The 18,376-nt window shown below is 67.8% G+C and carries 19 protein-coding genes; 10 read left to right on the top strand and 9 right to left on the bottom strand.

The genetic code is table 11. The annotated features are described in order from the left end of the window. The first annotated feature begins 59 nt into the window (after nt 1-59). The gene (locus tag KX816_00375; protein QXQ06585.1) at nt 60-1,166 is read left to right on the top strand and encodes an MBL fold metallo-hydrolase; all 1,107 of its coding nucleotides are present in this window, start codon (nt 60-62) and stop codon (nt 1,164-1,166) included. Here KX816_00375 and KX816_00370 read toward each other — a convergent pair. The 5 genes from KX816_00370 to KX816_00350 all read right to left on the bottom strand — a co-directional run bounded on the left by KX816_00370 (nt 1,163) and on the right by KX816_00350 (nt 5,528). Continuing rightward, entirely contained in the window at nt 1,163-2,074 is a 912-nt protein-coding gene (locus KX816_00370; protein ID QXQ06584.1) for a hemolysin family protein, read from the bottom strand. The genes KX816_00375 and KX816_00370 overlap by 4 nt on opposite strands. A 33-nt stretch (nt 2,075-2,107) precedes the next feature. Further along, on the bottom strand, nt 2,108-2,611 hold the full coding sequence (ybeY, locus tag KX816_00365) for an rRNA maturation RNase YbeY (protein ID QXQ06583.1): 504 nt from the start codon (nt 2,609-2,611) through the stop codon (nt 2,108-2,110). 1 nt (nt 2,612) lies between these two features. After that, nucleotides 2,613-3,626, bottom strand: a complete 1,014-nt coding sequence (locus KX816_00360) for a PhoH family protein (protein ID QXQ06582.1) — start codon at nt 3,624-3,626, stop codon at nt 2,613-2,615. Next, a complete protein-coding gene (gene miaB, locus KX816_00355; GenBank protein QXQ06581.1) occupies nt 3,627-4,937 on the bottom strand; it encodes a tRNA (N6-isopentenyl adenosine(37)-C2)-methylthiotransferase MiaB in 1,311 nt (436 codons plus the stop codon). A gap of 108 nt (nt 4,938-5,045) precedes the next feature. Continuing rightward, the gene (locus KX816_00350; protein QXQ06580.1) at nt 5,046-5,528 is read right to left on the bottom strand and encodes a glutathione peroxidase; all 483 of its coding nucleotides are present in this window, start codon (nt 5,526-5,528) and stop codon (nt 5,046-5,048) included. Between the two features lie 93 nt (nt 5,529-5,621). On the opposite strand from KX816_00350, the gene KX816_00345 reads away from it, so the two are divergent. Beyond that, nucleotides 5,622-6,383: a MerR family transcriptional regulator gene (locus KX816_00345; protein QXQ06579.1), complete on the top strand. Its 762-nt coding sequence runs from the start codon at nt 5,622-5,624 to the stop codon at nt 6,381-6,383. Nucleotides 6,384-6,431: 48 nt separating this feature from the next. Here the strand turns inward: KX816_00345 and bfr are convergent, their stop codons facing one another. Continuing rightward, nucleotides 6,432-6,914, bottom strand: a complete 483-nt coding sequence (gene bfr, locus KX816_00340) for a bacterioferritin (GenBank protein ID QXQ06578.1) — start codon at nt 6,912-6,914, stop codon at nt 6,432-6,434. 89 nt (nt 6,915-7,003) lie between these two features. Then, nucleotides 7,004-7,183, bottom strand: coding sequence for a hypothetical protein (locus KX816_00335; GenBank protein ID QXQ08314.1), 180 nt, complete (start codon nt 7,181-7,183; stop codon nt 7,004-7,006). 149 nt (nt 7,184-7,332) lie between these two features. Between KX816_00335 and rbfA the strand changes: the two genes are divergently transcribed. The 8 genes from rbfA (at nt 7,333) to KX816_00295 (ending at nt 15,282) form a co-directional block, all read left to right on the top strand. Continuing rightward, complete coding sequence (gene rbfA / locus KX816_00330) at nt 7,333-7,794, top strand: 30S ribosome-binding factor RbfA (GenBank protein ID QXQ06577.1); 462 nt, start codon at nt 7,333-7,335, stop codon at nt 7,792-7,794. Further along, nucleotides 7,791-8,333 carry an HIT family protein gene (locus KX816_00325; protein QXQ06576.1) on the top strand — a complete coding sequence of 181 codons (543 nt, stop codon included), beginning with the start codon at nt 7,791-7,793 and terminating at the stop codon, nt 8,331-8,333. The genes rbfA and KX816_00325 overlap by 4 nt, the downstream gene beginning before the upstream one ends. A gap of 7 nt (nt 8,334-8,340) precedes the next feature. Continuing rightward, nucleotides 8,341-8,871: a GNAT family N-acetyltransferase gene (locus KX816_00320; GenBank protein ID QXQ06575.1), complete on the top strand. Its 531-nt coding sequence runs from the start codon at nt 8,341-8,343 to the stop codon at nt 8,869-8,871. Nucleotides 8,872-8,881: 10 nt separating this feature from the next. Then, nucleotides 8,882-9,757: an alpha/beta hydrolase gene (locus KX816_00315; GenBank protein ID QXQ06574.1), complete on the top strand. Its 876-nt coding sequence runs from the start codon at nt 8,882-8,884 to the stop codon at nt 9,755-9,757. 23 nt (nt 9,758-9,780) lie between these two features. Beyond that, complete coding sequence (locus KX816_00310) at nt 9,781-11,100, top strand: sorbosone dehydrogenase family protein (GenBank protein QXQ06573.1); 1,320 nt, start codon at nt 9,781-9,783, stop codon at nt 11,098-11,100. Between the two features lie 49 nt (nt 11,101-11,149). Next, complete coding sequence (locus tag KX816_00305) at nt 11,150-12,379, top strand: acyl-CoA dehydrogenase (GenBank protein QXQ06572.1); 1,230 nt, start codon at nt 11,150-11,152, stop codon at nt 12,377-12,379. A gap of 149 nt (nt 12,380-12,528) precedes the next feature. Continuing rightward, nucleotides 12,529-14,385, top strand: coding sequence for a right-handed parallel beta-helix repeat-containing protein (locus KX816_00300; GenBank protein ID QXQ06571.1), 1,857 nt, complete (start codon nt 12,529-12,531; stop codon nt 14,383-14,385). A gap of 102 nt (nt 14,386-14,487) precedes the next feature. After that, entirely contained in the window at nt 14,488-15,282 is a 795-nt protein-coding gene (locus KX816_00295) for a hypothetical protein (protein ID QXQ06570.1), read from the top strand. On the opposite strand, the gene KX816_00290 is transcribed toward KX816_00295, so the two are convergent. Together KX816_00290 and KX816_00285 are read right to left on the bottom strand one after the other, a co-directional pair. Continuing rightward, nucleotides 15,279-16,859, bottom strand: coding sequence for an O-antigen ligase family protein (locus KX816_00290; GenBank protein ID QXQ06569.1), 1,581 nt, complete (start codon nt 16,857-16,859; stop codon nt 15,279-15,281). The two genes, KX816_00295 and KX816_00290, sit on opposite strands and share 4 nt — an antisense overlap. Nucleotides 16,860-16,999: 140 nt before the next feature. Then, the gene (locus tag KX816_00285; GenBank protein QXQ06568.1) at nt 17,000-18,334 is read right to left on the bottom strand and encodes a polysaccharide biosynthesis C-terminal domain-containing protein; all 1,335 of its coding nucleotides are present in this window, start codon (nt 18,332-18,334) and stop codon (nt 17,000-17,002) included. Between the last annotated feature and the right edge of the window lie 42 nt (nt 18,335-18,376).

The following is an 18,376-nucleotide window of genomic DNA, read 5'->3' as shown; positions in this document are numbered from 1 at the left end:
TTGACAGCCGCTGCGAACCGGACTTTGGTGCCCGCCGGAAGTCAGCCGGGGGGCCACGGATGCGTATAATTTTCGCTGTTGCCACCGTCGTCGCGACGCTGGGACTGATCGCGGCCGGGGGTTGCTCGGCCGCCGGGCCGCATCGCGATCGCTTCTACACGGGGCCGGTCAGCGAGCACTTCGACGGCCGCAAGTTCTTCAATCCCGACGGCGAGCAGGGCACCGGCGGGCAGGAGAAACAGTCCAATCTCGGCCTTCTCGAGCGTGCCTTCGGCAAGGGCCAGCACAGCAGCTGGCCGAAGTCGGTGCCGGTGACGCCCTCGGTCCCGCCAGCGCGCGTCGCGGGCACGGCGATGCGGGTAACGTGGATCGGGCACGCTACCGCGCTGATCCAGACCAACGGGCTCAACATCCTGCTCGATCCGGTCTGGTCGGAGCGCGATTCACCGGTCGCGTTCGCCGGGCCGCGCCGCGTCCGCGAGCCCGGCGTGCGCTTCGCCGACCTGCCGAAGATCGACCTCGTGCTGCTCAGCCACAACCACTACGACCACCTCGACCTCGCGGTGATGGGCAAGTTGTGGCGCCGCGACCACCCGCTGATCGTCACCGGGCTCGGCAACGACGTCCTGCTGGCGGACCACGGCATCAAGGCGGTGGCGCGCGACTGGGGCGGCACCGTGGCCGTAGCCCCCGGAGTCATCGTCACCCTCCACCGCGCCCACCACTGGAGCGCGCACTGGGTCGACGACCACGACCTGACCCTGTGGACCGCATTCCGCGTCACCCTGCCGGGCGGCGACCTCTATTACGCCGGCGATACCGGGCCGGGCGACATGAAGTGGGGCCTCGAAGCGCGCACCGAGCGTCCGGTGCGGCTGGCGGTGCTGCCGATCGGCGCGATCAAGCTCGAGGGCGCCCCGAGCGGCAATCACATCGGCCCGGCGGAGGCGGTCACGGCGTTCGGGCAGCTTGGTGCAGCCTATGCACTGGGGGTCCACTGGGGAACGTTCGAGCTGACCTCGGAAGCCATCGACGAGCCACCCCAGCTGCTGGCGAAGGTGCTTGCCGAGAAGCACATCGAGGCAGGGCGCTTCCGGGTCCTGGAAGCGGGCGGGGCCTGGGAGATTCCGGCGATTGCCGGGCCGGAGGGGATCGCCAGCCGCTAGGCGATCGCTACTTCCGGCGGGTAAAGCCGGACCCGGCGGACCATGCGCGGGTCGCCGTCGATGACCTCGAACTTCCAGCCGGCGGGGTGCTCGACGGTTTCGCCGATCGCGGGGACGCGGCCGGCCAGCATGAAGACCATGCCGCCCAATGTATCGACGTCCTCGCCGATGTCGTCGTTCGCCAGGTTGACCCCGAGCGCCTCATGCAGTTCCTCGAGGTCGAGGCGCGCGTCGGCCTCGTAGATGCCTTCGCCGATCGCCAGCAGCTGCTTTTCGGCCAACTCGTCGTGCTCGTCCTCGATGTCGCCGACGATCTCCTCGACCAGGTCCTCGATGGTCACCAGGCCGTCGGTGCCGCCGTACTCGTCGACGACGATCGCCATATGGGTCGCGCCGGCGCGCATCCGCGCCAGCAGGTCGAGGACGCGCATCGATTCAGGAACGTGGAGAACTTCGCGGAGCAGCGAGGCGACGGGGATCTGCTCATAGGCCTTCGACGACACGTCGTCGGAGAAGGTCTCCGAGATATGGGCGTAGACGTCCTTGATGTGGACCATGCCGATGACCTGGTCGAGGCTGTCGCGGAACACCGGCATGCGGCTGTGGCCGGCCTCGCGGAACTGCGCGACGAGCTGGGCGAAGCTGTCGTCGACGTCGAAGGCGATGATGTCGGCGCGCGGCACGGCGGTATCGCCGACCAGGCGCTCGCCGAAGTGCAGCAGGTTCTTGAGCATCGTGCGCTCGACCGGCGACAGATCGTCACCCTGCTCGCCGGCGGCGGCGTGCTCGTCGATCGCCTCCTCGAGGCTGGCACGCAGCGACGGCTCGGCGTCGGTGCCGGTCAGCAGCGCGCGCAGCCCGTGCCACAGCCTTGTGCCGAAATCGCCGCTACTTCGAGGTTCGCTCATCGTTCGATTGTCCAGGATCCGGTAGCCCGGAATTCAGCTCGCGTAGGGGTCGCCGAGCCCGAGCCCGGCGAGCGCCGCGGTCTCCAGAGCTTCCATGTGTGTCCCCTGCGCGTCGTCCCCATGGTCGTAACCTAGCAGGTGGAGCAGGCCGTGCACAATCAGGTGCGACGCATGGTCCGGCGGGGACAACGCCTTCGCCGCCGCCTCCGCCGCAACGGTTTCCCAGGCCAGCACGATGTCGCCGAGCAGGGTCTGGCCGTCGTCGCCCGCCGACAGCGCCTCGATCAGGTCGGGCTGGACCATCGGGAAGCTCAGCACATTGGTCGGCTGGTCCTTGCCGCGATACTGCTTGTTGAGGCCCTGAACCTCGGCATCATCGGCCAGCCGGACCGCGACCTCGACCGAGTATCCGGCCCGGTCGAGCCCGGCGTGCGGGGTCTCGGCCAGCGCTGCGGCACAGGCCTTCGAGGCCAGCGACTCCCAGTCGGTCGCGTCGCCCCAGCCCGGGGCGGCTACGGTGGTTTCGACGATCAGCATCTCAACCGTCCTGCGGTGGGCCTTCGTAGGCGTCGACGATCTTGCCGACGATCGGATGGCGGACGACCTCGCGCGACGAGAAGCGCAGGGTCGCGATGCCGTCGATGCCGTCGAGTTTGCGGACCGCGTCGGCCAGCCCGGACTTGGTCGGGTCGGGCAGGTCGACCTGGTTCGGGTCGCCGCAGACCACCATCCGCGAGCCCTCGCCGAAGCGGGTCAGGAACATCTTCATCTGCAGCGGCGAGGTGTTCTGCGCCTCGTCGAGGATGATGAAGGCGTGCGCCAGCGTACGACCGCGCATGAACGCCAGCGGCGCGATCTCGATCTCGCCCGAGGCCAGTCGCCGCTCGACCTGCTCGGCCGGCAGCATGTCGTACAGGGCATCGTACAGCGGGCGCAGGTACGGATCGACCTTGTCCTTCATGTCGCCGGGCAGGAAGCCGAGCCGCTCGCCCGCCTCCACCGCCGGGCGCGACAGCACCAGCCGGTCGACCGAGCCCGCGATCAACTGGCTGACCGCCTGCGCCACCGCGAGATAGGTCTTGCCGGTACCGGCCGGCCCGAGCGCGAAGATAATGTCCTTCGACCCCAGCGCCTCGATGTACTTAACCTGCGTCGGCGACCGCGCGACGATGGTCTTGCGGCGCGTGCGGATGACCGCGGCGGAGCTGCCGAACCCGGCATCGGCGTGGGTCAACCCGAACAGCGACGGCTCGTTGGCGACGGACACTGCGCCCTCGACATCGCCAAGATCGACCGACAGCCCCTGCGACAGCCGGTTGTACAGCCCGGTCAGTACGTCGCGCGCGCGCGCCGCGCTTTCAGCCTCGCCCTCGATCGTGACCCGGTTGCCGCGCGCCTGGATATAGACCCCGAGGCGGTTTTCCAGCGCGATCAGATTCTGGTCGTACTGGCCGAACAGCGGTCCAAGGAGCTGCGGCCGCTCGAACTCCGCCTCGACTCGAACCCGGTCGGTCCCGGCAACCGGCTCGCGGTGCGTTTTGGGTTTTGCCACTCAGGCGGCCTGGGCCAGGGTCACTAAGCGTCCCTCCATCGAGTTCGGTTGCGCGTCGATCAGCTCCACTTCGGCAATGTCGCCGATCCTGAGGCTGGCGTCACTCACGAAAACGGACTGCAGCCATGGCGACTTGCCGATCAGCTGTCCGGGCCGCCGACCGATGCGTTCGAACAACACTTCGCAGCGCTTGCCGAGCGACGCGCGGTTGAAGGCGATCGCCCCTTCCGCGATGACGCGCTGGAGTTCGAACAGTCGCGCGTCCTTCACGGATTCAGGCACCTGGCCCGCCATCGTCGCCGCCGGCGTGCCGGGCCGGGGCGAGTATTTGAAGCTGTAGGCCTGCGCATAACCGACCTCGCGGACGAGGCTGAGCGTCTGCTCGAAGTCGTCGTCGGTCTCGCCCGGGAAGCCGACGATGAAGTCGCCGGAGATCGCGATGCCCGGCACGCGGCGCTTGATCCCCGCGATCTGCGCCAGGTAGCTGCCCCGCGTATGCGCCCGGTTCATCCGCCGCAGCAGCGGGTCCGACCCGGCCTGCACCGGCAGGTGCAGGTACGGCATCAGCTGCGGCACCTCGAGGTGTGCGTCGATCAGGTCGTCGGTCATGTCGCGCGGATGCGAGGTCGTATAGCGGATCCGCGCGATGCCCGGGATGCGCGCCACCTGCCGGATCAGCCCGGCGAGGCTCAGCGTGCCGGCGGCATCTTCACCATGGTACGCATTGACGTTCTGCCCGAGCAGAGTGAGCTCGCGCGCGCCCGCCTCGGCGAGCGCCACCGCCTCGGCCAGCACCGCCGCGACGGGCCGCGAGACCTCGCCGCCGCGGGTGTAGGGCACGACGCAGAAGGTGCAGAACTTGTCGCAGCCCTCCTGCACGGTCAGGAAGGCGTTGGTCCCGACCTGCTTGCGCCGCGCCGGCAGCGCGTCGAACTTGGGGACCGCCGGCATGTCGGTGTCGATGGCGCGGCCCTGGCGCAGCAGCTCCGGCAGCCGGTGATAGGCCTGCGGGCCGACCACGACGTCGACCGCAGGGGCGCGCCGCACGATCTCCGCGCCCTCGGCCTGCGCGACGCAGCCCGCGACGACGATCCGCGGCGCTCCGCCCGTCCGCTCGCGCAGCCGGCCGATGTCGGAATAGACCTTCTCCGCCGCCTTCTCGCGGATGTGGCAGGTGTTGAGCACGACGACGTCCGCCTCACTCATGTCGGACGCGATCAGCCCGTCCGCCTCCAGTAGTTCGCCGATGCGCTCGGCATCATAGGCGTTCATCTGGCAGCCGAAGGATTTTACGTGATAGGTGGCGGACATCGCGGCGGTATAGCGGCCGGCGTACGCCGCGTCATCCTGCTGCTCCCTCCCCCCAAGGTGAGCGCCTTCGCGAACCGAGAGTGGGGAGGGCCGGGGTGGGGGCAAGCCTCAACCTTGCCTCAGCAACTTCTCCACTTCCCCCCGCAATTTCTCCGGCGTCACCGTCGGCGCGAACCGGTCGACCATTTTGCCATCCCGCCCGACCAAAAACTTGGTGAAGTTCCACTTGATCGACTCGCTGCCGAGCACGCCCTTCGCCTGCGCCTTGAGCCACTTGAACAGCGGGTGCGTGCCCGGGCCGTTGACCTCGACCTTGGCGAACATCGGGAACTTCACGTCGTAGGTCAGGGAGCAGAAACTGGCGATCTCGGCGGCGTCGCCCGGTTCCTGCTTGCCGAACTGGTTGCACGGGAAGCCGAGCACGGCGAGGTCGGGGAAGTCCTCGTGGAGTTTTTCGAGTCCGGCGTATTGCGGGGTGAAACCGCACTTGCTCGCGGTGTTGACGACCAGCACGACCTTGCCGCGATAGTCGGCGAGCGGCTTCGGCGTCCCATCGAGCGTGGTCGCGGTGAAGTCATAGACATCGGTCATGGCGGTCCCCTTGGCGTAGAGGATGCACCGGGCCCGCACGCGTCGCAATAAGCGCTTGCGGTTGACGGAGCGTCATCGGTTACGACTCGGGTCATGGAGACCCTGCCGATCACCGAAATCTGCCGCCGCACCGGGCTTAGCGCCCGCGCGCTGCGTTTCTACGAGAGCCGCGGATTGCTGACCGCGCAGCGCTCGGCCGCGGGCCAGCGGCGCTACGGCGCGGCGGAACTGGCGCGCCTCCACCAGATCACTGCGCTGAAGGGAGCGGGGTTCGGTCTGACCCGGATCGGCGAGTTGCTCGGGGCCGACGGCCTCGACCTCGCGGCGGTGATCGAAGCGCAGCTGGGGCATCTGGAGGCCGGGCGCCGCGAGCTCGACGCCGCGTCGTGCAGCCTGAAGGCGGCACAGGCTGCGCTCGCCGCCGGACGCCTGCCCGACCTCGACAGTTTTTGCGACCTCATCAAGCAAGGAGCCCGGACGATGACCGACCAAGCCGCGTGGAAAACCGTTGCCGACCGCTATTTCACCAACGACGAGCAAGAGAAATGGGCCGACAAGATGGCCGCCGTGCCCGCCGGTTTCGACCAGAACGACTACAGCGCCAAATGGGCCGACCTCGGCACGCGCATCGCCGCCGCCCTGCCGATGGCCCCGGCAAGCGCCGCGGCACAGGCCTTCGTCAAGGAATGGCAGGTGCTGCTGAGCCCGTTCGCCAAGGTCGCGACGCCCGCGATGTGGGCAGGAGCGAGCACGATGTACGACCGCATGGACGAGTGGTCGGGCGACATGAAGCCGCCGTTCCCGAGCGACGTGTGGGGGTTCATCAAGGCGGCGTCGGGAGCAAAGGCTGGCTGAGCGCCGCGTGTCTTGTCATTCCCGCGAAGGCCGGAATGACAAGCTGGCCTACTTGTCGTCCGCCGGCTTGGACTGCAGCTGGATGTAATTCTGGATGCCCATCGCGGCGATCATGTCGAGCTGGCGTTCGATGAAGTCGACGTGCTCCTCCTCGTTGTCGAGGATGTGGACGAACAATTCACGCGAGACGTAGTCGCGAATGCTTTCGCAATAGCCGATGCTTTCGCGGAGCTGGCCGAGCGCTTCCATCTCGAGGGCGAGGTCGGAGCGCAGGACCTCCTCGACATTCTCGCCGATACGAAGGTGGCCGAGCGCCTGCAAATTGGGCAGGCCGTCGAGGAACAGGATGCGTTCCATCAGCGAGTCAGCGTGCTTCATCTCGTCGATGGATTCGCTGTATTCGTACTTCGCCAGGCGCGCGAAGCCCCAGTGGTCGAGCATCCGGTAGTGCAGGAAATACTGGTTGATCGCGGTCAGCTCATTCTTGAGCGCCGCGTTCAGATACCCGATAACCTTGGGGTCGCCCTTCATCGTGTCGCTCCTGAATTCGTCGGGCGACTATCGGGAACCGAGGGCGCAAGGTCAATTCGAACGGCGGCGAGCGTACCAACGAACCTGTGTCAGGCGGCGAGCAACTGCCGCGTCTCGGCCTCGATGATGTCCTCGGCATGATCGACGCAACTGCCGCACTGGACCTCGCAGCCGAGGCGGGCGTAGGCGTTGCGGACGCAGCCGCCGCAGTCACGGGCGACGGCGCGAACCTCGGCGTCGCGAATGGCGTTGCAGTGGCAGACGATCAAGGCACGCACTCCCGCAGTGAGTTGCGAATCAGTATCAGAAACACTGCCACTGTTGCAAGTGCCTCGCAAGCGCTTCCTTCGGCCGGGACTTGGTGAGGGTCCGGCACCCCGGACTGTCCCTTGCGGCCGGTCCGCGCTAAACCGCGCGCATGAAAGTCTCCCCCAATGAAAAAGGCCAGTCGGTCCGCCTGCTCCGCATCGGTGAGCAAGTCCGCCACGCGCTCGCCCAGGTGCTGCTGCGCGGCGACCTGCGCGACGAACTGCTGACCAACACCATCGTCTCGGTCAGCGAGGTCCGCGTCACCGCCGACATGCGCATCGCCACCGCCTATGTGAAACCGCTCGGCGACGCCGACGAGCAGGCGATCATCAAGGCGCTGGCCAGCCACGCGAAATACCTGCGCGGCGAGGTCGCGCGCCAGCTGGCGACCAAATACACTCCCGAGCTGCGCTTCCGCCGGGACGAGAGCTTCGACGCCGGGGCGCGCATCGACGCGATCCTGAAGCGCCCGAATATCGCCCGTGACCTGGGTCCGGCAGCGCACGTCACGACCATCGCCGAGCTCGACGAGGAAGACCTCCGGCTCGGGCCGGACTACGACGACGCGTGAGCGGCGCGCCGACGATCCGCGTGCTGGTGATGGCGCTGCTGCTGGCAGGTCCTGCGATCGCCGCGCCGCGCGCCATCGAGATGCTGCCGCCGCAACTGGCGGGTACCTACGACCTGCAGAACCCGTTCGCGAGGATCATCCGGGGGCAGCTGCCCGCGGCCAAGGTCTACGAGGACGCGCACGTGCTGGCGTTCATGGACAACCACCCGCTGGTGCCGGGCCATGTGCTGGTCATCTCCAAGACGTCGCACGCCCGCAACCTGCTCGAGATCGAGCCGCGCGAGCTGGCGCGGATGCTGGCGGTGGCCCAGCGCGTCACCCGCGCCGAGTTCACCGCGCTCGGGGCCACCGGCGTCGTCATGCTGCAGAACAACGGCAGCGCGCAGAGCGTCTTCCACCTGCATCTCCACGTCATCCCGCGCTACAACGGCGACGGCGATCGCAACATGATCCCGCCCGAAGGCACGCCGCTGGTGCCGATCGAACAGCTCGCCCCGGTTGCCGCGAAGCTGGCGGCGGCGATCCGCGCGCAACGGTGATCCAGCCTTGACGACTGGTCTGCACGCGCCGCTGAGCGACGGCGACCTGGAACTGGTGCCGCTCACCAAAGCGCACCGGGACGGGCTGCGCACCGCCTGTGCGGCCGATCCGGAAATCTGGGCGATGTTTCCCTATTCGATGCTCGGCGACGCCTTCGACCCCGCGTTCGACCACATGCTGGAAACGCCGGGCCGGCTGGCGTTCGCGGTTCTGCAGGGCGGCGAAGTGCTCGGTTGCACCTCGTACATGCACGACGCCGACAATGCCGCGGTCGAGATCGGTGGGACGTACATCCACCCGAAGCTCCGCAGCACCGGTGCCAACCGGCGGATGAAGGCGCTGCTGATCGATCGCGCCTTCGGTTTCGGCATCGGCCGGATCGAGTTCCGCGTCGACACCCGTAACGCGCGCTCGATGGCCGCCGTCGCCGGGCTGGGCGCGCATCTCGACGGCGTCCTGCGGCGGAACCGCGTCACCTGGACCGGCTTTGTCCGCGATACGGCGGTCTATTCGCTGCTTCCGGGTGAGTCTAGATGAGGGAAGCGGCTTGAAGCGCACCGTAACCGGCGGCCACGGCGTCCTCGAATGGCTCGGCGATCCCGCCCGACCGTGGCTTCACTTCGCCCACGCCACCGGCATGTGCGCCGACCTTTATGCCGAGCTGCTCGACCCGTTGGCAGCCGAGTTCAACATCGTCGCCAGCGATGCGCGCGGTCACGGCCAGTCCGTCCTCCCCGCCGACCCCGCGAGCCTGACCTCGTGGCGCGTCTTCCAGGACGACCTCGCGGTGCTGCTGGCGCGCTACCACCCCGGCCGCTGGCTGCTGGCCGGCCACTCGATGGGGGCGAGCGTGTCCTTCGAACTCGCGGCGCGCCGCCCGGACCTCGCCTCCGCGGTCGTGCTCGTCGAACCGGCCTCGATTCCCTTCGCCGACGCCGCCGCCTACGAAGCGGCGCGCAGCGCGGGCACCCCTCGCCCCAACCCGATGGCGGAACAGGCCGCGCGCCGGCGCTCGGTGTTCGCCTCACGCGACGCTGCCCGCGACAACTGGCGCGGTCGCGGAGTCTTTGCCGGCTGGAGCGATACCGCCCTCGACGCCTACGTCCGCGGCGGTATGCGCGATACCGCCGAGGGCGCCGAACTGGCCTGCGCCCCGGCGTGGGAAGGCGCGACGTTCGCCTCGGTGACAACTGGCGTCGCGGCAGCGCTGGCGGCATGGCGCGGTCCGCTCGCGCTCCTCCACGGCACCGTCGCGTCGACCGTTCCGCAGCCCGATGCCGATACCATCGCTGCGTCCGGCGCGACCGTAGAGCGCATCGACGGCGCCTCGCACTTCCTGCCGCTCGAGCATCCGGAGCGGGTCCGTGCGGCGATCCGCAGGCTTGCCGCCGGAACGCCGCCGGGCGAAGCCGCGTTCACCTGACGACACGCCCAGAAGGAACCTCGATGCGCACTGCCCTCCTGTCCTGCGCCGCGGCGCTGGCGCTCGCCGCGTGCGGCGACACCGCCTCGCTGCCGGTCAGCGCCGGCATCGGCCCCAACCCGCAGCTGCCCGCCCCCAACGCGACGATGTTCCCGACGACGAAGATCGCCCCCGCCAAGGGCTGGCCCGCCGGCGGTCATCCGGTTGCAGCCCCCGGACTCGCCGTCGCCGCCTTCGCCGAGGGCCTCGACCACCCGCGCTGGCTGTACCAGTTGCCGAACGGTGATGTGCTGGTGGCCGAGACCAACTCGCCCCCGAAGCCCGACGACGGCAAGGGCATAAAGGGCTGGTTTGCCGGATTGATCATGGGCAAGGCGGGCGCGACCGCGCCGACCGCGAACCGCATCACCCTGCTCCGCGACACCAACGGCGACGGCATCGCCGACCAGCGCAGCGTCTTCCTGAAGGGCCTCAACTCGCCGTTCGGCATGGTTCTGGTCGGAGGCGACCTCTACGTCGCCGACACCGATGCCGTGCTGCGCTTCCCGTACACTACGGGCGAGACCTCGATCGCGGTCCCAGGCATCAAGCTCGTCGACCTGCCGGCGGGAACGATCAACCACCACTGGACCAAGAACGTTGTCGCGTCCGCCGACGGCTCGAAGCTGTACGTCACGGTCGGATCGAACTCGAACGTCGGCGAGAACGGCATCCCCGCCGAGGCTGGCCGTGCCGCAATCTGGGAAGTCGACCGCGCCACCGGCAAGCATCGCGAATTCGCCACCGGCATCCGCAATCCCAACGGCATGGCGTGGCAGGACGGCAAGTTGTGGACGGTCGCCAACGAGCGCGACGAGATCGGCAGCGATCTCGTGCCCGACTACCTGACGTCGGTGCAGGACGGCGGCTTCTACGGCTGGCCGTACAGCTATTACGGCCAGCACGTCGACGTCCGAGTCAAGGAACAGCGTCCCGACCTCGTCGCCCGCGCGATCAAGCCCGACTATGCGCTCGGGCCGCACACCGCGTCGCTCGGCCTGACCTTCTCGGACGGCGCCAAGGCGCTGCCCGCGAGCTTCGCCAGCGGGGCGTTCGTCGGCCAGCACGGCAGCTGGAACCGCAACCCGCCATCGGGCTACAAGGTGATCTTCGTGCCCTTCGCCGCCGGTATGCCGAGCGGCCAGCCGGTCGACGTGCTGACCGGGTTTCTGGCTGCGAACGGCAACGCGCAGGGCCGCCCGGTCGGGGTCATCGTCGACGCCAAGGGCGGGTTGCTGGTCGCGGATGACGTCGGCAACAAGGTCTGGCGCGTCACGGGAGCGCAGCAGTCCGCCTCACGTTGATGCGCTCAGTGGCTAGAGTTGGCGGAAATCATCCATTACGAGACGTCGCATGAACATTGCCACCAAGATCGACACCGCCGAAGCCTCCCCGGCGCACCCCTGGGCCCGTTTCGACTGGCAGGACCCGCTGCTGCTCGAGACGCAGTTGACCGAGGACGAGCGCATGATCCGCGACTCGGCCCGCGCGTTCTGCGCCGCCGAGCTCGCGCCGGTCGTCCGCGAGGCCAACCGCAACGAGAGCTATGACCCCGACCTGATGCGCAAGTTCGGCGCGGCCGGGCTGCTCGGCGCAACCATCGACGGCTATGGCTGCGCCGGCGCGAGCTACGTCGCCTACGGCCTGATCGCGCGCGAGGTCGAGCGTGTCGATTCGGCCTACCGGTCGGCGATGTCGGTGCAGTCGAGCCTCGTGATGTACCCGATCTGGGCCTATGGCACCGAGGCGCAGCGCCAGAAGTACTTGCCCGGCCTCGGCTCGGGCGAACTGATCGGCGCGTTCGGCCTGACCGAGCCCGACGCCGGCTCCGACCCCGGCAGCATGAAGACCCGCGCCCGCGTCACCGCCGACGGCTATGTCCTCAACGGTGCCAAGATGTGGATCACCAGCGCTCCGGTCGCGGACGTCTTCGTCGTCTGGGCCAAGCTGGAGGAAGACGGCAAGGACGTCATCCGCGGCTTCGTCATCGACCGCGGCGACGCCGGGCTGGTAACCCCCAAGATCGAGGGCAAGTTCTCGCTCCGCGCCTGGGTGACGGGCGAGATCGTCCTGCAGGATGTCCACATTCCCGCCGACCGCCTGCTGCCCAACGTCAAGGGCCTGTCGGGCCCGTTCGGCTGCCTCAACAACGCGCGCTACGGCATCGCCTGGGGCGCGATGGGCGCGGCCGAATTCTGCTGGCACGCGGCGCGCCAGTACACGCTCGATCGCAAGCAGTTCGGCCGCCCGCTGGCGCAGACCCAGCTGGTCCAGAAGAAGCTGGCGGACATGCAGACCGAGATCACGCTCGGGCTGACCGCGGCGCTGGCCGCCGGGCGCCTGCTCAACGCGCACAACCTTGCGCCGGAAGCGATCAGCCTGATCAAGCGCAACAACTGCGGCAAGGCGCTCGATATCGCCCGGGTCGCGCGCGACATGCACGGCGGCAACGGGATTTCCGACGAGTACGGCGTCATCCGCCACGTCATGAACCTGGAGGCGGTCAACACCTACGAGGGCACCCACGACGTCCACGCGCTCATTCTGGGCCGTGCGCAGACCGGGTTGCAGGCGTTCTTCTAGGCGGCCATCACCCGCCGCGGACATGGTTACCATCCCGGTAACCCATTTCATCCGCACGATATTCGGCAAAGCCCTCCCGCCCCTGACGTCAACTGCACTGTGTCGCCTGCTGTCTGGCGACCGTGCAGTTCACGCCATCGGAGGGCCCTATGTCGACCAAGACCATCACCGTCGCGAACGCCGCGCAGCTTACCGCCGCAATCCGGATCGCGACCGGCGGCGAGACCATCCTGCTTGCCGCCGGCGACTACGGCGCGGTCAGCATCAAGGGCAAGATGCTGGGCACGACGGTGACGATCAAGTCCGCCGATGCAAACCACGACGCGACCTTTTCGGACCTGCGCATCGACAAGTCGTCGGGCTTCCGCATCGAGGACATCGACATCCACCGCACGCTGGCGACCGGCGAGAGCACCAACACCCAGGTCGCCTATGTCAGCGGCTCGTCGAACATCGCGATGGTCGGCATCGACTTCACCGGCTCGATGGACGGCAACGCCGCCAACGACGGCGTCGCGCTGCGTGTCGCCGACAGCCAGGGCGTCTCGGTCACCGGCTCGACCTTCGAACAGTTCAACCGCGCCGGATTGTTCTCGGGCGACACCGGACTGACGATCAGCGGCAACACCCTGACCAGCGTCGTCAAGTCGTTCGACCTCGCCAACCTCCAGGACGCGCTCATCTCCGGCAACCGCTTCGTCGGGGCCGCCAAGGGCGACTGGAGCACGACCGGCTTCGACGCGCATAACGTCGTCGTCCGCGACAACATCTTCACCGGCGCGGTCGCGGTGGTGGCAGCCCCCGTCGGCGGCCCCGGCAAGATCCTGAACGTCGCCACCAACGCCCAGCTCGTGGCCGCGCTCGCGGTGGTCAAGGGCGGCGAGACGATCCTGCTGGCGCCCGGCGACTACGGCACGATCAACATCAAGGCCAAGATCATGACCAGCGATGTCACGATCAAGTCGGCCGATGCGAACCACGACGCGGTGTTCGCCAACATCCGCATCGACAAGGCGTCGGGCTTCGTCTTCAACGACGTCGACGTCCACCGGCCGCTGACCGTGGTCGAAAAGGACTTCACCCAGGCGGTCTATGTCAGCAGCTCGAGCCACATCGGATTCGTCGGCGTCGACTTCACCGGATCGATGGACGGCAATGCCTTCAACGACGGCATGGGCCTGCGGATCGACAACGGCACCGACATCGTCGTCGCCGACTCGACCTTCGAGCAATGGAACAACGCCGCGGTGTTCTCGCAGCTCGACCGGCTGACCGTCGTCGGCAACAGCGTCACCGGTGTCCGCGAGGGCTTTGACTTCGTCGCCGTACACGACGTCACCATCGCCCAGAACCAGTTCACGTCGTTCACCCAGACCCCAACCGACCACGCCGACGCCATCCAGTTCTGGAACAACGGCGCCAACGAGGGCTCGAGCAACGTGCTCATCCGCGACAACGTCATGCTGTTCGGCGCCAGTGGCGGTGTCCAGGGCATCTTCATCCGGGCCGAGGATCCGGCGTATCGCTACAGCAACTTCACGATCGAGAACAACCTGTACAACGGCGACGCCCGCCACGGCATCACGGTCACCGGGGTCGATGGCGGCATCGTCCGCGGCAACACCGTGACGAGCGCGCCCGGCGGCTACCTGGAGGCCGGCATCAACGTCGGTAACAGCAGCAAGATCCTGATCGACCACAACGTCGCGCCGCTGCTGCTCGACAACGGCAACGCGGGCGGTGGGGTCGTGTGGAGTTCCAACATCGACCTTTGGGACAGCAAGCAGAAGACCGGCATCGCGCTCGATTCGATCTTCGCCACCAAGAACGGCGCCACCGGGCTGAACATCGCCGCCTACGCCCTGAAGGCCGGGGGCGCGGCCGACCTGCTCCACGCCGGCTTCACCACCTTCGACGGCATCGGTGCCGGTGCCTTCGATCTTACCCACTTGTCGAGCTACGCCAACCTCGGTGGCGCCGCCGCAACGCTCGCCCACATCGCCTAGTTGGTAGAATCGTTAGAGAAGCGATGCTAGCACGCGCCAGCCGGGGGATTCGTGATCTCCCGGCTGGTACAATTTTTGAGCCTCCCGAGGGATCCGCAGTTCATGGCCGAGAGCAATCTGAAGCGCGTCGCCAAGGGGCTGTACCGCGGCGTCCACGGCAGCAACTACCCCCGGCTGATCCGCCGCGGCGCGGTCGAGCGGCCAAACTACGGCTACATCGTCTACCAGGCAGCGGAGCTCGCGCGGCGGCTCGGCAAGAAGCGCATCAGCGTCCTCGAGTTCGGCGTCGCCGGCGGGCGCGGGCTGATAAACCTCGAGATGCACGCCGCCCGGGTCGAGAAACTCACCGGGGTCGCCATCGAGATCTACGGCTTCGACACCGGCGAGGGCCTGCCACCGCCGGTCGACTATCGCGACCTGCCCTACGTCTGGCAGGCGGCGCACTTCCGCATGGACCGCGCCGCGCTCGAGAAGCAGCTGACCCGCAGCAAGCTGGTCATCGGGCTGGTCGCGGACACGGTGAAGACTTTCGTCCGGGACTTCGACCCGGCCCCGATCGGCGCGATCTCGTTCGACCTCGATTATTATTCGTCGACAGTCGACGCCTTCAAGATCCTCGACCTGCCCGCCGAGCGCCGCCTACCGCGCGCCTTCGTCTATTTCGACGACATCCTCGGCAGCGACCTTGGCCATGTCGGCGAGGGCGTCGGGGTGCCGCTCGCGCTCGCCGAGTTCAATGCCGCATCCGAAACCCGCAAACTGATGGCGCTGCCGTTCCTCGAATACAGCTACGCCCCGGCCAAGCGCTGGCACCGTCAGATCTACAGCTACTGCGACTTCGCCCACCCCGATTTCGACACCTACATCATGGGTGCCGACCGGCAGCTGGCGATCTAGGCGGCGGCGATGCGCCCGTAGTTGCCGAAGGCCGTCGCTTCCGCCGGGGCGGCGGCACCCAGCCGCTGGCGCTGCCGCCAGGCGATCGCGATGATGAAGCCGAGCAGCACGAACGCCAGCGGCATGTTGAACTCGGCGCTCGATACCGCCTTGATCACCAGGAAGTTGAGCAGCGCGATGGCGATCGGCCCGGCGAGCGATTCCTCGCCCGGCAGCGCCTTGAGGTACAGCTTCAGCCCGACGAGCAGCTGCCCCAGGAACATCGCCATGAACGCGGCGTAACCGACCAGGCCATACTCGAGCAGCAGCGACAGGTAATAGGTGTCGATCGTCAGCTGGCCGCCGAGATTGGCGTAGCCGAGCGTCTGGCCCGACCGGCCGACGCCGTGCCCGATCGGATTGTGCCGGATCTTGGGCCAGCCCATCGCCCATTGCGCGTCGCGCGCGATCGAGCTCGGCTGGTGCTGGGCGCCGCCGAAGGTCATGTTGTGCAGCCGCGGCCAGGTGATCGCCAGCGACAGGAAGATCATTGCCACCACCGGCATCATCGCCAGCGTCGATACCCCGACCAGGCTGTGGCGCTCGCGCTGCCAGTAACGGTAGGCCGCGAACCCGCCGTACAGGAACAGCGCGATGAAGAAGCCGATCATCGCCGAGCGGGCGTTGGTCAGCCACATCGCCGCCAGTGCCGCCACGCAGCCCATGAACATCAGCAGCTTGCGGAACAGGCCCGGGGTGATGACGAGCTCGTGGATGAGGAACGGGAAGACGATCGCCAGATACTCGGCACACAGCAGGCTGACGGTGAACGGCCCGTGGGCGCGGTAGATGTCCGTCCCGGCGCGGCTTTGGCTTTTCAGGACGTTGACCAGATAGGCCTGGTCGACGGTCATGAACGACGGGATGTGGTCAAGCCATGGCACCTGGCGGATGTGATACTCGTAGATAACCTCCAGCGAAACCAGGATAGTCGTCCACAGGATGACGCGGATGACGCGCTCGATGGCACCGCCCTTGGTCCCGAGCCAGGCCGCGAGGACGAACATGCCCGTCCAGAAGATCTGGTTGTTGAACCACTTGTTGACCGACGCGCCGATCTGGTCGGACAGCACCAACGTCGCCACCGTCGTCGCCCAGAACACCCAGAAGGCGATCTTGAGGAAGGGCACCGTGCGCAATCTCTCGGCGATTTCCGTGCGCATCGTCGCCGAAGTCGAATAGCTCCACAATGCCACCGTCAGCAGTGCAAACGCGACGATGCGCTGGGGGTTGATCCACGGCAGCCCCGGCAGGTCGATCGAGATATAGTTCGGCCAAAGCGTGTTCGCGCCGATGAACCATACCAGCAGGGTGGTCAGCAGCGCGATCGGCGGTGCGGCACCATCGGGCAGCAGCCACAGGATGACCCCGACCGCGACAAGCAGCGGAATCGCCAGCAGGAACAGCAATTGCGCCGGCAGCAGCGCGATCGCCGCACCGGTCAGTCCCGAATAGACCAGCATGAACAACAGCGACGCCGGGCGGATGCGACGTCCGGCGCGATGCGTGCTGAAGGGGGTGAGGACCGCGCGCGTCATAGTCAGTAAACAACCCCGGTCGCCGTCGTGCGGCACCCTTTGCCCGGCCGCAGCGTCGATGCTCTACGGCGGCAACGGCCCCGCGGCAACATCACAACCCTTAACCGGCTTTGGCCGTCAGCCCTTAACCGGCATTGTCGTCAGGCAGGACGGGTGCGCCGGAACAGGTCGATGCCGAGCACCCGATGGACGATGATGCCGGCCGCGAGGTTGCGCAGGATCACCGTCGCGCCGGTCGCCAGCGCCGCCCCGACCGCGCCGTAGAGCGGCACCAGCACCGCGACGAAGCCCATGCACAGCAGCACGCCCATCACCGAATAAGCGAGCATCCAGCGCTGGTTGCCGGTCATGAACAGGATCGAGCCGAGCGGCCCGCTGGCGAGGCGAACGAGTTGCCCGACCGCCAGGATCTGCAGCGCAAGCGCGCCACCGCCGAAGCCCGGCCCGAAGATACCGAGCAGGCGCGACGGGAACAGGATCAGCATCAGGAACAACGGGCCGCCGAGCAGCAGCACGAGCAGGATCGACTTGCGCGCCACCAGCGCGATCTCGTGGGTCGCGCCGACCCGCGCCGCGGCGGCGATGCGCGGCCCGATGATGGTGTCCATCGCGACCTGGACCAGGCCCGCGATCGCCACGAACTGCCACGCCGCGCGGTACTGACCGACGACCGCGGCGGGCCAGTAGCTGCCCAGCGAAACCGTCGTGTACCATTCGGTGAAGGCGTTCGAGAGGTTGAGCGCGACCACCGGCAGCCCGGCCGCCAGCAGCGGCCACGCCAACGCCGGTTCCGCCTTCGGCCACGTCCGCACGCTGCGCAGATAGACCAGCCAGCCCGCGCCCGCGCCGATGCCGAGCCCGGTGACGTAGAACCACCCCGGCACCTCAAGCACGTCGACACGGTGAAGCAGCACCATGATGCCGAGCCCAAGCACAGCACAGGCGGTCCCGAGCGGCCCGTCGATGACCTGCGAGGCGATGATCCGCCCCGACGAGCGCAGCGCCGCCGAGGCGATGCGCTGCATGGCCAGCGGAACCACCGCCCACAGCATGATCCCAAGCAGCCCGACCATGCCGGGCTGGCGGAGGATGTCGCGTGCGACGCTGGTCCGCGCCAGCCACAGCAGGCCGATGATCGTCACCGACGCCAGCGCGACGATCTGCGCGGCGCGGCTGACGACGCCGCGGGCCGCACCCTGCTTGCCCTCGCGGAGATCGCCCGCGGCAGTCCGCACGACGGTATAGTCGAGGCCGCCGAGCACGATGTAGGACAGGATCGTGACCGTCGTCACGGCGATCCCGAAATGCCCGCTGCCACTAGCCCCGAACAGCCGCGCGACGATCAGGCTGAGCCCGAAGCTGGCCCCGGCGTTGGCGATCTTGAGGCCGAACGCGACCACCGTCTGCCCGCCGAGCCGGTCGGTCCCGAGCATCCGGGCGAGATGGGCATAGCGGGCAGGGACCGGTCGACGCATCGTGTTGGCACAGTCTCTTCGCAACCGCAGAAAAGCGAATGC

This window comes from Sphingosinicellaceae bacterium, from assembly GCA_019285715.1.
Lineage (GTDB): Bacteria > Pseudomonadota > Alphaproteobacteria > Sphingomonadales > Sphingomonadaceae > Glacieibacterium.
This window is presented reverse-complemented; position numbering and strand designations above follow the sequence as displayed.

What these genes read in the sequence shown, in the direction of transcription:
- KX816_00285 (QXQ06568.1), bottom strand. Translation starts at nt 18,334, where the DNA reads ATGCGTCGACCGGTCCCTGCCCGCTATGCCCATCTCGCCCGGATGCTC.
- KX816_00345 (QXQ06579.1), top strand. Translation starts at nt 5,622, where the DNA reads ATGGAGACCCTGCCGATCACCGAAATCTGCCGCCGCACCGGGCTTAGC.
- KX816_00350 (QXQ06580.1), bottom strand. Translation starts at nt 5,528, where the DNA reads ATGACCGATGTCTATGACTTCACCGCGACCACGCTCGATGGGACGCCG.
- KX816_00300 (QXQ06571.1), top strand. Translation starts at nt 12,529, where the DNA reads ATGTCGACCAAGACCATCACCGTCGCGAACGCCGCGCAGCTTACCGCC.
- KX816_00370 (QXQ06584.1), bottom strand. Translation starts at nt 2,074, where the DNA reads ATGAGCGAACCTCGAAGTAGCGGCGATTTCGGCACAAGGCTGTGGCAC.
- KX816_00375 (QXQ06585.1), top strand. Translation starts at nt 60, where the DNA reads ATGCGTATAATTTTCGCTGTTGCCACCGTCGTCGCGACGCTGGGACTG.
- KX816_00295 (QXQ06570.1), top strand. Translation starts at nt 14,488, where the DNA reads ATGGCCGAGAGCAATCTGAAGCGCGTCGCCAAGGGGCTGTACCGCGGC.
- bfr (QXQ06578.1), bottom strand. Translation starts at nt 6,914, where the DNA reads ATGAAGGGCGACCCCAAGGTTATCGGGTATCTGAACGCGGCGCTCAAG.
- KX816_00305 (QXQ06572.1), top strand. Translation starts at nt 11,150, where the DNA reads ATGAACATTGCCACCAAGATCGACACCGCCGAAGCCTCCCCGGCGCAC.
- KX816_00290 (QXQ06569.1), bottom strand. Translation starts at nt 16,859, where the DNA reads ATGACGCGCGCGGTCCTCACCCCCTTCAGCACGCATCGCGCCGGACGT.
- miaB (QXQ06581.1), bottom strand. Translation starts at nt 4,937, where the DNA reads ATGTCCGCCACCTATCACGTAAAATCCTTCGGCTGCCAGATGAACGCC.
- rbfA (QXQ06577.1), top strand. Translation starts at nt 7,333, where the DNA reads ATGAAAGTCTCCCCCAATGAAAAAGGCCAGTCGGTCCGCCTGCTCCGC.
- ybeY (QXQ06583.1), bottom strand. Translation starts at nt 2,611, where the DNA reads ATGCTGATCGTCGAAACCACCGTAGCCGCCCCGGGCTGGGGCGACGCG.
- KX816_00310 (QXQ06573.1), top strand. Translation starts at nt 9,781, where the DNA reads ATGCGCACTGCCCTCCTGTCCTGCGCCGCGGCGCTGGCGCTCGCCGCG.